The organism is Streptomyces sp. NPDC001373, assembly GCF_042895815.1.
Classification (GTDB): domain Bacteria; phylum Actinomycetota; class Actinomycetes; order Streptomycetales; family Streptomycetaceae; genus Streptomyces.
Genome location: NZ_JBIAWQ010000018.1, coordinates 41,337 through 55,903, shown reverse-complemented (window position 1 = coordinate 55,903; position 14,567 = coordinate 41,337). Strand labels below are relative to the sequence as shown.

The 14,567-nt window shown below is 75.4% G+C and carries 14 protein-coding genes; 4 read left to right on the top strand and 10 right to left on the bottom strand.

What is annotated here, in order from left to right; translation table 11 throughout:
* Nucleotides 1-262 precede the first annotated feature (262 nt).
* The 4 genes from ACFY15_RS29730 to ACFY15_RS29715 all read left to right on the top strand — a co-directional run bounded on the left by ACFY15_RS29730 (nucleotide 263) and on the right by ACFY15_RS29715 (nucleotide 3,603).
* On the top strand, nucleotides 263-478 hold the full coding sequence (locus ACFY15_RS29730; protein WP_390690275.1) for a hypothetical protein: 216 nt from the start codon (nucleotides 263-265) through the stop codon (nucleotides 476-478).
* Nucleotides 479-486: 8 nt separating this feature from the next.
* Nucleotides 487-1,284 (top strand): hypothetical protein, encoded by a 798-nt coding sequence (locus tag ACFY15_RS29725; protein ID WP_390826391.1) that lies wholly within the window; start codon nucleotides 487-489, stop codon nucleotides 1,282-1,284.
* An 86-nt stretch (nucleotides 1,285-1,370) separates the two neighbouring features.
* Nucleotides 1,371-1,985: a TetR/AcrR family transcriptional regulator gene (locus ACFY15_RS29720; protein ID WP_390690273.1), complete on the top strand. Its 615-nt coding sequence runs from the start codon at nucleotides 1,371-1,373 to the stop codon at nucleotides 1,983-1,985.
* Complete coding sequence (locus ACFY15_RS29715) at nucleotides 1,969-3,603, top strand: isovaleryl-CoA dehydrogenase (protein WP_390690272.1); 1,635 nt, start codon at nucleotides 1,969-1,971, stop codon at nucleotides 3,601-3,603. The genes ACFY15_RS29720 and ACFY15_RS29715 overlap by 17 nt, the downstream gene beginning before the upstream one ends.
* 90 nt (nucleotides 3,604-3,693) lie before the next feature.
* Here the strand turns inward: ACFY15_RS29715 and ACFY15_RS29710 are convergent, their stop codons facing one another.
* From ACFY15_RS29710 to ACFY15_RS29665, 10 genes are all read right to left on the bottom strand, one after another.
* Nucleotides 3,694-4,284, bottom strand: a complete 591-nt coding sequence (locus ACFY15_RS29710) for a hypothetical protein (RefSeq protein WP_390690271.1) — start codon at nucleotides 4,282-4,284, stop codon at nucleotides 3,694-3,696.
* A 193-nt stretch (nucleotides 4,285-4,477) separates the two neighbouring features.
* Nucleotides 4,478-5,248 (bottom strand): hypothetical protein, encoded by a 771-nt coding sequence (locus tag ACFY15_RS29705; protein WP_390826390.1) that lies wholly within the window; start codon nucleotides 5,246-5,248, stop codon nucleotides 4,478-4,480.
* The gene (locus ACFY15_RS29700; protein WP_390690269.1) at nucleotides 5,232-6,518 is read right to left on the bottom strand and encodes a hypothetical protein; all 1,287 of its coding nucleotides are present in this window, start codon (nucleotides 6,516-6,518) and stop codon (nucleotides 5,232-5,234) included. The genes ACFY15_RS29705 and ACFY15_RS29700 overlap by 17 nt, the downstream gene beginning before the upstream one ends.
* Nucleotides 6,519-6,718: 200 nt before the next feature.
* Entirely contained in the window at nucleotides 6,719-7,960 is a 1,242-nt protein-coding gene (locus ACFY15_RS29695; RefSeq protein WP_390690268.1) for an NAD(P)/FAD-dependent oxidoreductase, read from the bottom strand.
* Nucleotides 7,957-8,388 (bottom strand): (2Fe-2S)-binding protein, encoded by a 432-nt coding sequence (locus ACFY15_RS29690; RefSeq protein ID WP_390690267.1) that lies wholly within the window; start codon nucleotides 8,386-8,388, stop codon nucleotides 7,957-7,959. Before ACFY15_RS29690 ends, ACFY15_RS29695 begins: the two co-directional genes overlap by 4 nt.
* 103 nt (nucleotides 8,389-8,491) lie before the next feature.
* Nucleotides 8,492-9,280: a crotonase/enoyl-CoA hydratase family protein gene (locus tag ACFY15_RS29685; protein ID WP_390690266.1), complete on the bottom strand. Its 789-nt coding sequence runs from the start codon at nucleotides 9,278-9,280 to the stop codon at nucleotides 8,492-8,494.
* Between the two features lie 278 nt (nucleotides 9,281-9,558).
* The gene (gene galK / locus ACFY15_RS29680) at nucleotides 9,559-10,704 is read right to left on the bottom strand and encodes a galactokinase (protein WP_390690265.1); all 1,146 of its coding nucleotides are present in this window, start codon (nucleotides 10,702-10,704) and stop codon (nucleotides 9,559-9,561) included.
* Complete coding sequence (galT, locus tag ACFY15_RS29675) at nucleotides 10,701-11,729, bottom strand: galactose-1-phosphate uridylyltransferase (protein WP_390826389.1); 1,029 nt, start codon at nucleotides 11,727-11,729, stop codon at nucleotides 10,701-10,703. The genes galK and galT overlap by 4 nt, the downstream gene beginning before the upstream one ends.
* A gap of 45 nt (nucleotides 11,730-11,774) precedes the next feature.
* Nucleotides 11,775-12,773, bottom strand: coding sequence for a LacI family DNA-binding transcriptional regulator (locus tag ACFY15_RS29670; protein WP_390690263.1), 999 nt, complete (start codon nucleotides 12,771-12,773; stop codon nucleotides 11,775-11,777).
* Nucleotides 12,770-14,566: a glycoside hydrolase family 36 protein gene (locus ACFY15_RS29665; RefSeq protein ID WP_390826388.1), complete on the bottom strand. Its 1,797-nt coding sequence runs from the start codon at nucleotides 14,564-14,566 to the stop codon at nucleotides 12,770-12,772. The genes ACFY15_RS29670 and ACFY15_RS29665 overlap by 4 nt, the downstream gene beginning before the upstream one ends.
* Nucleotide 14,567 lies beyond the last annotated feature (1 nt).

Genomic DNA, 14,567 nt, shown 5'->3' with positions numbered 1-14,567 from the left:
GCCGGAGGGGGATTTCGAGCCATGGGCGACGGCAGAGGTGGACCGGACGTGCCGCGTCCGGAGAACGACGCGTCGGTCCCGTCCCACACGCCCCCCGGCACACCGGCGGAGCGCCGCCGCCCCCTCGCCCGGCCGGCGCCCACGCACGCTCCGAGCGGGGGTGACGATGGTCATGATCAATTCAACCGGACCTGAGAGTAGGGTGGTTGTCGTACGCCGGTTCGCGACCACACGTCGCACATCACGTCCAGGGGGACCACGCATGAACCCGACCACCCGCAACGCCGCCGTCGTCGCGGCCGCCGTCGCCGCCCTCGCCGGAGCGGCCACCGCCGTCGCCGCCAACCCGGGCGGAGCGGACGACAAGGGCGCGATCAGCGTCGTCGCCCACATGGGGATGCTCTCCGCGCCCGTCGACCCCGCCCCCGCTCCCGCCGACGGCGAGCTGGCCGTGGTCGAGCACATCGCCATCGGCTGAACCCCGAAATGGTCGACCGCCGGGCCGCCGCCCCGGCCGGACCGCCCGTGGTGGAGAGGCTGGTCGAGCTCTCCACCCGGTTGCAGGCGATGTGGGACGCCGACCCGACGGTGGGGTTCCCCGGCTGGGGGCACCCGTTCCGCGCCCTCGGGGAGCTGCTCCCCGAGGGCGACGTCCTGCACGCGGACCGGCATCCGCAGATGGTGCCGCTGCTGTGGTACCCCGCCCTGCGCTCGCGCGGTCCTCACGGCGCGGTGGTCGAGGTCTTCGACCACCTGCCGGGAGAGCGCGGCGCGGCCGCGCTGATGCTGCGGCGGCGGGACCTCGCGGGACTGTACAGCTGGGCGCTGGTCACCGCCTCCGTGGTCGACTGGATCCGCGGGGCCGTCGGTGGTGCGGACCTGCTGGAGGCCGGGGCCGGATCCGGCTACTGGGCGCGGCAGCTCTCCCTCGGCGGCCTCGACGTGCTGGCCACCGACCTGCACGGGGTGGAGGCCAACGGCTTCACGCACGGCTTCCGTTACGCCGACGTCCAGAGGCTCGGGGCAGTGGACGCCGTACGGCGGAACCCCGGCCGCGCCCTGCTGCTCGTCTGGCCGCCGCCCGCCGATCCGATGGCCGCCGAGGCCCTGCGTGCCTACGGCGGGGACGTCTTCCTGTACGCCGGGGAGGGGCCGGGCGGGATGTGCGCCGACGCGGGCTTCTTCGCCGAGCTGGAGCGCCACTGGGTGGCCCGGGCGGTCTGCCCGCTCACCGTCCGCTGGCTCGGCCACGGCGACGCCGTCACACTCTACCGCCGCCGCTGACCGGTGGCCGACGGCTCTGCCACGCAGCACGACCGAAGCCTGCACAGGGCTGGTATGAAGCAGTGAATCACTGCTTCAATCCTTCCATGCCCTACCGCCGCCCACCCGCCGTACAGGCCCGTCTCGACGCCCGTCGCGACCGGGTCCTGGAAGCCGCCGTCCGCCTGCTCTCCCGGGAGGGGTACGCCGGCTGCTCCGTCGCCGCGATCGCCGCAGAGGCGGGCATCTCCACCGGGAGCGTCTACCAGTCGTTCTCCGGCAAGTCCGAGCTGGCCGCCGCCCTTTTCCGGACCCTCGTGGCACGGGAGGTGGAGGCGGTGACCGCCGCGGCGGACCGCCCCGGTACCGCCGCCCAGCGGGTGGCTGCGGCCGTCGAGACCTTCGCCTCGCGCGCGCTCCAGGCGCCCCGGCGGGCCTTCGCCCTGCTCGCGGAGCCGGCCGACGCGGCCGTGGACACCGAACGCCTCGTCTTCCGGCGGGCGTTCCGCGACGTGTTCGCCCGGCAGGTCGCCGCCGGTGTGGCCGCCGGCGAACTACCGCCGCAGGCACCCGAGCTGACAGCCGCCGCCCTGGTCGGCGCGATCGCCGAGGCGCTCGTCGGACCGCTCGCCGACGGCGACGCGGCCCCCGGCGAGGTCATTCCGGGCCTGATCACCTTCACCCTGCGTGCCCTTGGAGGACACGATGCCGCAGACGCATGAGGTCACCAACCAGGTTCCGCCGCACCACGGTTACGACGCGGCCGCCGACCCCGCCCTGCTGGAGGCCCTCGCCCGTGAGGGAGCCGCCTGGGCCGCGCCCGAGCTCCACCGCCTCGGCGTCCTCGCCGGGTCCGAGCAGGCCGCCGAGTGGGGCCGGCTGGCCAACGAGAACGAGCCCGTCCTGCGCACCCACGACCGCTACGGCCACCGCGTCGACGAGGTCGAGTTCCACCCGTACTGGCACGAGCTGATGAACACCGCCGTCTCCCACGGGCTGCACGCGGCCCCCTGGGCGCAGGGCGAGCCGGGCGCGCACGCCGCCCGCGCCGCGAAGTTCATCGTCTGGAGCCAGGTCGAGGCGGGCCACACCTGCCCGGTGTCCATGACGTACGCCTCCGTACCGGCGCTGCGCGCGGCGCCCGCCCTCGCCGAGTGGCTGGAGCCGCTGCTCGCCTCCCGCACCTACGACTTCGGACTGCGCCGGCCCGACACCAAGCGCGGGCTGATCGCCGGCATGTCGATGACGGAGAAGCAGGGCGGCTCCGATGTCCGCGCCAACACCACGACCGCCGTCCCGGCCGGGGACGGCACGTACCGGCTGACCGGGCACAAGTGGTTCACGTCGGCGCCGATGTCGGACGTCTTCCTGACCCTGGCGCAGGCCCCGGGCGGCCTGTCCTGCTTCCTGCTGCCGCGTGTCCTGCCGGACGGCACCCGCAACCGGCTGCTGCTCCAGCGCCTCAAGGACAAGCTGGGCAACCGCTCCAACGCCTCCTCCGAGATCGAGTACGACGAGGCGTTCGGCTGGCTGGTCGGCGAGGAGGGGCGCGGAGTGGCGACCATCATCGAGATGGTCAACATGACCCGCCTCGACTGCGTCCTGGGCGGAGCCTCGGGCATGCGGCTCGGCCTGGTCCGGGCCGTCCACCACGCCACCCACCGGCGGGCGTTCGGCCGGAACCTGATCGACCAGCCCCTGATGCGCAACGTCCTGACCGACCTCGCCCTGGAGTCCGAGGCCGCCACGGCCGTCGCCATGCGCCTGGCGGGGGCCACGGACCGGGTCACGCGCGGCGACTCGGACGAGGCGCTGCTGCGCCGCCTGGGCCTGGCGGTGACCAAGTACTGGGTGTGCAAGCGGGCTCCCGCGCACGCGGCCGAAGCCCTCGAATGCCTCGGCGGCAACGGCTACGTCGAGGACTCGGGCATGCCCCGGCTCTACCGGGAGGCGCCGCTGTCGTCCATCTGGGAGGGCTCGGGCAACGTGGCCGCCCTGGACGCGCTGCGGGCCATGGCCCGCCGGCCGGAGACCGTCGAGGCGTTCTTCGCGGAGGTGGGCCGGGCGGCCGGGGCCGACCGGCACCTGGACGCGGCGGTGGCCGGGCTGCACAAGCAGCTCGCCGACCCCGCCGAGGCCGAGTACCGGGCCCGGCAGCTGACCGAGACCATGGCCCTGGCCCTCCAGGCCTCGCTCCTGGTGCGGCACGCCCCGGCGGCGGTCGCCGACGCGTTCTGCGCGTCCCGGCTGGGCGGCGAGCACGGTGGCGCCTACGGGACCCTCCCGACGGGAGTGGACACCGAGGCCGTCCTCGACCGTGCCCGGACGCCCGCCGCCTGAGCCGACCGCCGTCCGACCCGTTCGCCGTATGAGCCGTTCGCCGGGTCAGGCGGCGCACCCGCCGCCTGACCCGGTGCTCCACCCGCCCGGTTACGGGTGCCAGACCTCCTTGATCGAATCGATCTTGCCCTCGCCGTCGACCGTGATGTCGTAGATGTTCCCCGAGCAGCTGTACGGGGCCTTCACGGCGGACGGGTTCGTCATGCAGTCGCCCGCGTGCATCCACAGCTCGCCGACGGGGACCGACTTGGTGGATCCGGAGCCGGTGGCCAGCTCGGCCTTCACCTCACCGGCGGCGAAGAGGTAGTACTTCGCCTCGCCCTTGCCGTGGTAGATCCAGTCGTTGGGGGTACAGGTCGGCTGGGCGTCCTTCGCGGACATCGAGCCCTTGGACGGCGGTGCGACGGGTTCGACCATCTTGTGGCCGGCGGGCAGCTTCGGCGGCTGCCCGCAGTCGCCGCCGGGCGCGGCGGAGCCCGCGGACGCCCCTCCGGCCGGAGCCTTGGCGGAGGGCTTCGCGGCGGCGCCGGAGCCGGCCGAACCGGCGCTCGACGCGCCGCCGGTGCCGGAGGACCCGCCCGTGCCGGCCGAGCCCGAGGTGTCCTCGGGGCCGCAGGCAGCGACCGAGCCGAGTGCCGCGACCAGCGCGAACGTTCCGATGATGCGTCGAGTCGACGACATGTCAATTCCCCCGATGTGGCTGAAAAATGTTGTGATCACGTCCGATCGGTGATGTGTTCTACACGAGACGCGCGACAAGATCCAATCGCCTCCGGCCGCAACCGGTCCGCCCCAGCCGGCCACCCCGGCGCCGACGTGGCCGAGAGCGTCATCCGCCCACCGCCCAGTCCTGACGCCCCCCGCCGTCCGGCGGTCAGACCGGCGGGATCAGATCGCTCTCGCTGATGGTGTACGAGAGCGGGGGGTAGACGAAGTCCGTCTCCCTGTTCTCGCGGCGCCGCAGCCCGTAGAACTCGCTCCTCTGCTCCTCGTCGGCCAAGGAGAGGCGGGTGCCCTGCGGGAGATGTCCGTGGCCGCCGTGGAACCGGACGAGGGTCTTCGCGGTGCGGAACGTCACGCCCAGCCACGTGTTGTCCGCCGTCGGAACGGGCCTGTCCAGGACGATCTTGTGTCGGAGGCGCCGGTTCGAGCCGGTGGAGAACGCGACGACGCCGTGGTGGGCGAGGGGGATCTCGAACCTCCCGCCGCCGGGCTCCTTCGACTCGAAGACCAGCTTCCTCGGCGGGCCCGAGTCGGGGTGTTCGTAGCAGGAGAAGACGGCGATGAACGAGTCGTCGGCCAGGTCGAGGGCCTGGTCGCAGTGGCTGCCCATGGTGGTGTAGGCGTTCGTGTAGCGCTCGACGAGGGCGTTGTTGAAGCCGACCGGAAGCGCCGCACGCTCCTGGACCCGCCGCGCCAGCCGTTCGTGGACTTCGCGGAAGGGCTGCGCCGGGCTGCCGTACCGGGTGGTGGTGCGTACGAGGGGCACCCCGCCGGCCTCGTCGACCCTGGTGAGCACGGCGCCCCGCCGGCCCTTGCCCACGTCTTCCCAGCGGACGGACCCGGACAGCTCCGCGAAGAGGTCCTCCCCGGACGGCAGGGCGCAGGAGACGATCTCGTCCGCGATCTCAGACATGGGGGGCAACGTAGTCTCCCGTGTTCATGCTGAAGAGGAACTTCCCGCCGTAGTCGACGAAGGACGAGGTCCGGTTCTCCTCCGCGTACAGCCTGCGGAGATCGTCCATGCCGGCCGGGGTGGGCGGCTCCAGCCTCACCGGCCCCCCGGCCGTCTTGAGGAACGTGTGGCCGTCCCGGTGCACGGCCTCGGTGCTCGAACAGCGCACCACGTATCCCAGACGGGTCGGGAGCAGGTCGGCGTCCAGCGCGGACGGCCGGATCTCGTGCGTGTACAGGCGGTTCGTGGACAGCGGCACGAAGAGCACGGAGCCGGGGTGGAGGGTCACGGTGAACGTCGCGGGCAGCGCGACGGCGTGGCGCTCCGCGGCCGGCTCCTTGAGGCGGAAGTGGAGTCGGGTCAGCCCGCTGACCCCCCTCACCCCGTGGTCGAAGGCGTCGTCGGCCAGGGGCTGGAGCCCGTCGAGCCGGTCGTAGAAGGTGCAGAAGGCCATGACGCCGTTGGCGGGCATGTCCTTGGTCTTGTCGGCGTGCGCCGAGATCCTGGCCTTGGACTGTCTGCGCTCCGCCGTGGCACGGGTGTTGGGGTAGACCTGGGCCAGGACGTGGTTGAGCGGTGCCTGGTCGCGGAAGACGGTGGCGGCCTCGCGGTTCAGGGCCTCGACGATGTGCGTGTCGGTCGGGCGGAACCCCTCGGTCGGCCCCGAGAGGTTCGTGGAGCACCGGAGCAGGCGGAAGTGCAGTGCGTCGCCCTCGCGCGTGACGGGCGTCAGGTAGATCCCGCTGCGACGGGCGGTTCCGGGCTTGGTGGACTCCGTCAGGGACTGGAAGGCGTGCTCCGCGCGGATCCGCCCGAAGTGGTCGTCGCCGGGGTCGAAGAAGCGGGGGTAGTACACGCCTGCGCCGTGCACGCGGAGGGGGATCCGGCCGAGGCCAACGGGTGTCCAGGGGCGGCCGGCGTCCCCGTGGCAGCCGTGCGACAGCTCCCGGACGACGAACACCCGGGCCGCCGCGCGCAGTCGGCGGCTGTCGATCCGGGACACGTCGCCGCACAGGTAGACGGTCTTGCGGGCGAGGTCCGGGGAACCGGAGGCGAGCTCCTCCGGCGTGATCACGGATCCGAAGAAGTCCCTGACCAGGTCGGTGTCCCGCAACGCCGAAGGCGCGACCAGGACCTGGTGGGCGTCCTCGATCCGGGCTTCCGCCGGCCGGTCCCGCCCGCCGCCCCCGGCCGGGGCGGTTCGGGGCGTCGCCCGCAGGTGCGGGGAGACGTCGTCCATGGTGAGGCCCTTCCTGGTCCGCCGGCCGGTCTAAGCCATTGTGCGGCAGCCCGAAGGGGCCCCGGATCAGGGGGTGTTCCTCCAGGCTCCTCCGCCCTGCGCGCCCGGGACGCCCGCCGGGTCCCCGAGCGGGGTCCTGCCCGTCGTCGGTGCGATCGCCCGGGGCCGCTGCGGCGCGAGGGGGCGCGGCCTCGGGGCGGTCAGGGCCGGGACGGGGCCAGGAGGAGGTCCGGGGGGCCCGGGAGGAGGAGGTCCGGGGGGCCCGGGAGGGGGCGGCCGAGGAGGGTGCGGAGGGTGGCGTACGCCGTCGTGTCGCCCGCCAGGACGCCGCCGAGGAGGGCGCCGGTTGAGGGGTCGAGGACCAGTTTGGCGTAGCGGGAGCCGCCGCGGTCGGTGCGGATGAACTCCAGCGCCCCGGCGGTGCGGGCGTGGGCGTCGCCGAAGCTGCCGACCTCCACGCCGAGCAGCTTGAGCTTGGTGGACAGGTCGGGATCGGCGAAGGCGGGGCCGGGGTCCTCGCCGGCCAGGTCCCGGGCCACGAGTTCGGCCATGCGGTAGCCGGGGCCGACCAGGCCGTGGCAGCGGCCGTCGACGGCGGCGCAGTCGCCGACGGCCCGGATCAGCGGGTCCGCGGTGCGGCAGCGGGCGTCGACGAGGAAGCCGCCGCGCTCGCCGGTGGCCAGGCCGGCCCCGGCGGCGAGCTCGTCGCGCGGCCGGACCCCGGTGGAGAAGACCACCAGGTCGGCGTCGAGGACCTCCCCGTCGGCCAGGGTGACCGACCGCACGGCCCCGTCCGCTCCCGCGTCGACGGACCGCAGCCCCACCCCGCAGCGCGGCCGCACGCCGAGTCCGTCGACGAGCCGGCCGAGGACCTCGCCGCCGCCCTCGTCGAGCTGGACCGCCATCAGCCAGGGCGCCGCCTCCACCACCTGGGTGCGCATGCCGAGGGCCGCGAGCGCGCCCGCCGCCTCCAGCCCGAGGAGCCCGCCGCCGACGACCACCGCGGGGCGTCCGGACCGGGCGGCCGCGCGGATCGCCGCCACGTCGCCGAGGGTGCGGTAGACGTGGCAGCCCGGCAGGTCGTGGCCGGGCACCGGCGGGACGAAGGGGCGGGCGCCGGTGGCCAGGACGAGGGCGTCGTAGGAGGTGGCGGAGCCGTCCGCGCAGACCACGGCGCGGGCCTCCCGGTCGATCCGCACGGCCGCCCGCGAGAGCCTCAGCTCGACCTGGTCGTCGTCGGCGAAGGAGGCCCCGTCCAGGACGAGTTCCTCCGGGTCGGCGCCCCGCGCGTACGAGGACAGCAGGATCCGGTCGTACGCGGGCCGGGGCTCCTCGGCGAGGACCACGACCCGCCACTCGCCGCCGCGGTCGCGGTCGCGCACCTCGCGGACCAGCCGGTGGCCGACCATGCCGTGGCCGACGACGACGAGCACCCGCCTCATGACACCGCCTCCTGTCGTGTCTCCTCCGCGGCCCAGGCCGCGCACCGGGCCCGGACCTCCTCGGCGCAGCCCCCGCAGCCCGTGCCGGCGCGGGTGGCGGCCGCCAGCGCGGCGGCCGTACGGGACCCGGCCCGCCAGGCGGCGGCCAGGGCGTCGCCGGTGACGTGGTTGCAGTGGCAGACCAGGGCCGTGCCCGGTGGCGGGCCGGCCGCGTAGGCGGGGGTCTCGCCGAGCAGCAGCGCCAGCCGGTCCACGGGCACGGGCTCGCCCCGCTGGTGCAGCCGGACCACGCCCGCGGCCGCCCGGTGCAGCCCGACGAGCACCGCCCCGGTCAGCCGCCCGGAGCGCAGCGAGAGGCGGGTGTACCGCCCCGCGGCGGCGTCCCCGAGGACCACGGTCACGAGGCGCACGTCCGTCCGAGGGGGCACAACGAACAAAATCAACGATTCGGCATTTCCCGCGGCAATGTTTTGATACGCCATAGGAAATCCCAAATCGTCACCAACCCGGACGGCGAACGGATTCGGCGCCTCAGCCGGAGAAAGAGCCGTGCCGTCCGGCCCCGGAGGCGAAGCGGGCGGCACCCGAAAGGGTCTCGCCGGCCGACAGGGGCACCATTCCGTGCCGCAGCTCGTTCGCCAGCGCCTCGCCCTCAGCCAGCCCGTGCTGCTCACGCACCGAGAGCCGGTCGTGGCGCAGGCACAGTTGCGGGAAGGCGGCGATCTCCCGCGCGAGCTCCTCCGCGGCCCCGCGGGCCCGCCCGGGCGGCACGAGGCGGTTCGCCAGCCCGATCGCGTGGGCCTCGGCGGCCGGGACCGGACGGCCGGTCAGGACCAGGTCCATCGCCCGGCTCTCGCCGATCAGGCGGGGCAGCCGGACCGTGCCCCCGTCGATGAGGGGCACGCCCCAGCGGCGGCAGAACACCCCGAAGACCGCGTCCTCCTCCACCACGCGCAGATCGCACCAGAGCGCCAGCTCCAGCCCGCCGGCCACGGCGTGGCCCGCGACGGCCGCGATCACCGGCTTGGTCAGCCGCAGCCGCGTCGGGCCCATCGGACCGTCGCCCTCCGGCTCGACGCGGTTGCCGTCCGCGGTCCCGACGGCCTTGAGGTCGGCGCCCGCGCAGAACGTCCCGCCCTCGCCCCACAGCACCGCGACCGACGCCGACTCGTCCGCCTCGAACTCCCTGAAGGCGTCCGCCAGCCGGCGTGCCGTCGGCCCGTCCACGGCGTTGCGGGCCGCGGGCCGCGACAGCACCACCGTGGTCACGGCCCCCTCCCGCTCGACGCGGACGGCGGGGGCGGCGTCGGATTCGGTCATGGCGGCATTCTCGCCCGGCCGCCGCCCGATGACCAGGTCCGGCCGAAGGCCCGGACCGACCGAGGTGATCCGGCGCCCGCCCGCCGCACGAGCCGAGGGCTGCGAGTTCCCGCCCGTCCCCGCCGCCCGCCCGCGGCCGCCCACGCTTCAGCCGCGCCGCCTCGCCTTGTGCCGCGCCGCGCCGCCTCGCGCCGCGCCGCCTCGCGCCGCGCCGCCTCGCGCCGCGCCGCCTCGCGCCGCGCCGCCTCGCGCCGCGCCGCCTCGCGCCGCTTCGCGGCTCAGCCGATCCGGCGGGCGCCCGCCGACGGTACGGCCTCCAGTACGGCCGGAGCCCCGAACCCGGCCGCCGCGAAGGCGTCCGCCACGGCGCCGCCCACGGCAGCGGCCCCGTCGGCCCGTACCAGCGCGATCACCGAACCGCCGAAACCGCCCCCCGTCATCCGGGCCCCCAGCGCCCCCGCCGCGACGGCGGCCTCCACCGCGAGGTCGGTCTCCGGGCAGGAGACCCCGTAGTCGTCCCTCAGCGAGGCGTGGCCCGCCGTCAGCAGCGGACCCAGGGAACCGGGTCCGCCCGCCGCCAGCAGCTCCACCGCCCGGGCCACCCGCGTGTTCTCCGTCACCACGTGCCGGACCAGCGGGACCAGCTCCGCCGGCAGCCGCCCCAGCGCCCCCGGCAGCTCCGGCTCCGCGAGATCCCGCAGGGCGGGCAGGCCCAGCAGCCGCGCCGCCCGTTCGCAGCCCGCCCGCAGCGCGGCGTACGCCCCGTCGGCCAGGTCGTGCTTGACCCCCGTGTCCAGCACCAGCAGCCGCAGCCCGTGCCCCCCGAGGTCGAACGGCACCCGCCGGACCTCCAGGCTCCGGCTGTCCAGGTGCAGGGCGCTGCCCTCGGCGCAGCAGACCGAGGCCATCTGGTCCATGACCCCGCAGGGCACCCCCGCGAAGGCGTTCTCGGCGTACTGGGCCACCTGTGCCAGCTCCGGCCGGCCCAGCCCCAGCCCGTACAGCTCCTCGTACGCCACGGCCACCGCGCACTCCAGCGCCGCCGACGACGACAGCCCGGCCCCCGTCGGAACCGTGCTGTCCAGATGCAGGTCCGCGCCCCCGGCGGGCAGCCCCCGCTCGCGCAGCGCCCAGACCACCCCGGCGGGGTAGCGGGCCCAGCCCGGCACCGTGCCCGGGGCGAGGTCCGCCACCCGCAGCTCGGTGACCCCGCCGTCGCCCTGGGCGCTGTGCAGCCGCAGCAGTCCGTCGGGGCGGCGGCGGGCGGCGAGCACGGCGGTCTGCGGGAGGGCCATGGGCAGGGCGAAGCCGTCGTTGTAGTCGGTGTGCTCCCCGATCAGGTTGACCCGCCCCGGAGCGGCCCACACCCCCTCGGGGGCGCCGCCGTGGACCCGCCCGAAGTCCCGCACCACCCGCGCGTTCACCGGGCCTCCCGCAGCCGCCGCGCCGCCGTCTCCGGCGACACGTCGTTCATGAACGCGTCCATCCCCGACTCGGTCCCGGCCAGGTACTTGAGCTTGTCGGCGGTCCGCCGGACGGTGAACAGCTCCAGGTGCAGGGCGAGTTCCTCCCCGCCCGCCGTCGGGGCCTGGTGCCAGGCGGAGATGTACGGGGTGGGCTCCGCCAGCCCGAACAGCCCGTCGAAGCGCGCCAGCAGGTCCAGGTAGAGGCCGGGGAACTCGGCCCGCTCCGCCTCGCCGAGGCGGGTCAGGTCGGGCACCCTGCGGTGCGGGTAGAGGTGGACCTCGTAGGGCCAGCGGGCGGCGTACGGGACGAAGGCCGTCCAGTGCTCCCCGGCCAGCACCACCCGCTCCGTGGCGGAGCGTGCCTCGGCGAGGAGGTCCTCGAACAGGTTCCGCCCGGTGGCGGCCCGGTGGGCCGCCGCCGCCGCGAGGTGTTTGGCGGTGCGCGGGGTGGGGACGGAGAAACCGTAGATCTGGCCGTGCGGGTGGGGCAGGGTGACGCCGATCTCCGCGCCGCGGTTCTCGAAGCAGTACACCTGCGCCACGCCGGGGCGGGCGCGGAGCGCGGCGGTGCGGTCGGTCCAGGCGTCCAGCACGAGCCGGGCCCGCTCGGGGGTGAGGTCGGCGAAGCCCGCCGCGTGCTCGGGCGTGAAGCACACCACCTCGCAGCGCCCGGCGTCGCCGGACAGCGAGGGGAACCGGTTCTCGAAGACGGCCACCTCGTAGTCGGCGGCCGGGATCTCGCTCTGCCGGCCGTCCCGCGAGGGGCACAGCGGGCAGGCGTCGGCCGGCGGGTGGTAGGTACGGGTCTGCCTGTGGGCGGCGATGGTGACCCAGTCGCCGGTGGCCGGGTCGCGGCGCAGCTCCGGGCTGCTCTCGACGCGGTCCAGGGGGCGCCGGTCCCCGGCCGAGCGGTCCCGGCCGGGGGCGCTGTCGTAGTAGATGAGCTCGCGGCCGTCCGCGAGCTCGATGACGGTCGTGTACACGTCCTCGCCTGTCTGTCGGGGGAGTGCGCGGGGGAAGGGGAGCGGTCAGGCAGGGGTGGCCGGGGCGGTGGAGGCGCGGATGACCAGCTCGGGGTCGAAGAGGAGCTCCCCGGTGGGCACCTCCCGGTTGCCGACCAGCGCGAGCACGCTGCGCCCCACCTCCAGCGCCAGCCGGTCGGCGGGCTGCCGCACCGTGGTCAGCGGAGGGTCGGTGAACTCGGTGACGCCCGTGCCGTCGTAGCCGACGACCGACACGTCCTCGGGGACGGACCGGCCCTGCCGGCGGATCCCGCGGATCGCCCCGAGCGCCATCCAGTCGCTGGCGGCGACGATCGCGGTGGCTCCGAGCTCCAGCAGCGGGGCGGCGGCGGCCTGCCCGCCCTCCACGGTGTACGACTGGCGGATCACCCAGCGTCCGGCGTCCTCGATCCCGCGCCGGGCCATGGCGGCCAGGAAGCCCTGGACCCGGCGGTCGGCGGGGCGGTTGCCGGCCGGGCCGGAGGCCATGCCGATCCTGCGGTGGCCCAGCCGGTACAGGTGGTCCACGGCCAGTTCGGCGGCGAGCAGGTCGTCGGTGGAGAACACCGGGACCGCCACCCCGTCGGCGAACTCGCCGTTGACGCCCACGTACGGGACACGGCGCTGGCGCAGCACCTCGTAGGCCTCGGTGTCGGCGCCCTCGACGGTGTTGGAGGCGGAGAGGAAGACCACGGCCGCGATGCCCTTGTCCACCAGGGAGGAGATGAAGTCGAGTTCCTGGACCCCGCCCGCGAAGGCGGGGCAGAGGATCGTCTTCAGTCCGTGCGGGGCGAGCGCGGACTCGATGCGCTCGGCGACGTCGGCGAAGAAGGGGTTGGACACGTGGTCGGTGACCACGGCCACCAACCGGCCCTGGGTGGTGCGCTCGTAGCCCAGCTCGGCCATCGCCCGCTCGACCGCGTCCCGGGTCTTGCGCGACACGCCCTGGCGGCGGTTGACGACCCGGCTGACCGTCGCCTCGCTGACCTGCGCGCGGGCCGCGACGTCGGTGATCCCTACCTTCATCGCCGTCCTTCCGTGACCGTGAGCGACGCCAGGCCGCCGCGGGGGACGGCCAGCGTGTGCGGCCCCTCCCCGAACAGGGCCGACGCGGACTCGATGATACGGCCGTCCGGTGCGTGGACCACGCGTACGACCTCGGCCGGACCGCCCTGTACGGACAGCGCCAGGGTCTCGTGCGCGGACCCGTTGACCAGCTCCACCCGGCGGTGGGCGGCCAGGTCGAGGGGGACCACCACCCGGCCGTGGACGCTGATCACGCAGCGGTCGCCGGCGCTCGCCCGCACCAGCGGGTACAGCTCGTCGGGCCGCCCGGGCTCCACCTCCCCGTCCAGCAGTGCCGCGCGGTTGGCCCGCCACCACCGCAGCCAGAACGCGACGGCGTCCCGGTGCGCCCGGGGGAGCCGATCCAGGCGGACGGACAGCTGCGGGACGGCGTGCAGGGCGCCGATCAGCTGCCGGGCCACCGCCTCCACGGGGGCCTGCGGGGACCACAGCAGCATGTCGGAGTGGACGGCGCCGCCCACCGCGAGCAGGCCGGTGTCCAGGGTGCGCACCCGGTTGGCGGTGGCGTCGGCGGGGCAGTCGAAGGAGCGCAGCATGTTGCCGAAGGGGGCGGTGCCGGGCCCGGTGTAGGGCTGGCGCAGCTCCAGCAGCAGCCCCTCGGGGCGGACCTCCTCCAGCGCCGTCCGCACCTCGGCGAGCAGGCCGGCCATGGTGCGGCCCACGTCCGGGCCGCCGTCGCCCGCGTAGACCATCGCCTGGTCCAGGAAGTCGAGCTTCAGCCCGTCCAGCCCGTGGTCGCGGACCAGCCGGACACACAGGTCCACGACGTGGCGGCGGACCTCGGGCCGGCGCGGGTCGAGGACGTACGCGCCGGGCACGGTGGCGGGGACGGGGGCGTACGGGGCCCACCGGGCGTGGCAGTCGGCGTCCGGGCCGAGCAGCAGCGGGGCGGTCCAGGCCAGGTAGCGCAGGCCCAGGGCGTGGACCCGGGCGACGTGTGCGGTGAAGTCGGGGAAGGCGGCGGGGTCGGGCCGCCAGTCCCCGAGGCCGGCGTAGCCGCGGCCGTGGCCGTACACCTGCCAGCCGTCGTCCAGGATGAGGGTCCCGCAGCCCAGGCCGGCGGCGAGGGCGGCCTGGGCCTCGACCTCCCCGGCCCCGACGTTCTGGTTGAAGGCGTACCAGGTGGAGTACACGGGTGTACGGGCGCCCTCCGGCACCGGCATCGGCGGCCGTTGCCGGGCGTACCAGGCGCGCAGCGGCCGCAGGGCCGCGGCCGCCGACGGGGCGGCCGGCACGAGCAGGACCCGGTGCGGCCCCTCGCCGGCGGGCAGCCGCAGGTGCACGACGTGCGTGTCCTCCTCCTCGGAGACCCCGAAGCGCACGGTGGTCTCGGGGGCGGGGTCGGCGGCGGCGAAGGTGAGCAGAGTGGCCCCGGAGTAGTCGTAGAGGCAGCCGGCGGCGAGCCCGTCGACCAGGGAGACCGAGGCCCGGCCCTCCCAGTCGGCGAGCAGGGTGCGCCGCCAGCCTCCCTGCGGGTGCCAGTACCCGGCGGCGTCGCCGAGCGGGACCCGGAAGCGGATCTCGGCGGGGGCGCCGCCGGTGTCGGCCTCCAGCATCCGCAGGCCGTCCGGGAGTTCGGCGAGGGTCCAGGCTGCCTCGGCGGGCACGGCGGCGCCCGGGGGATGGGCGAGGACGGCCACCTCGACCGCGTCGAGCAGCGGGGCGTACGGGGCGGGGGCCAGGCCGGCGGTGGTCACCGGGTCCGCGGCCGCCGCGGGGGTCGGGGTCGGCATG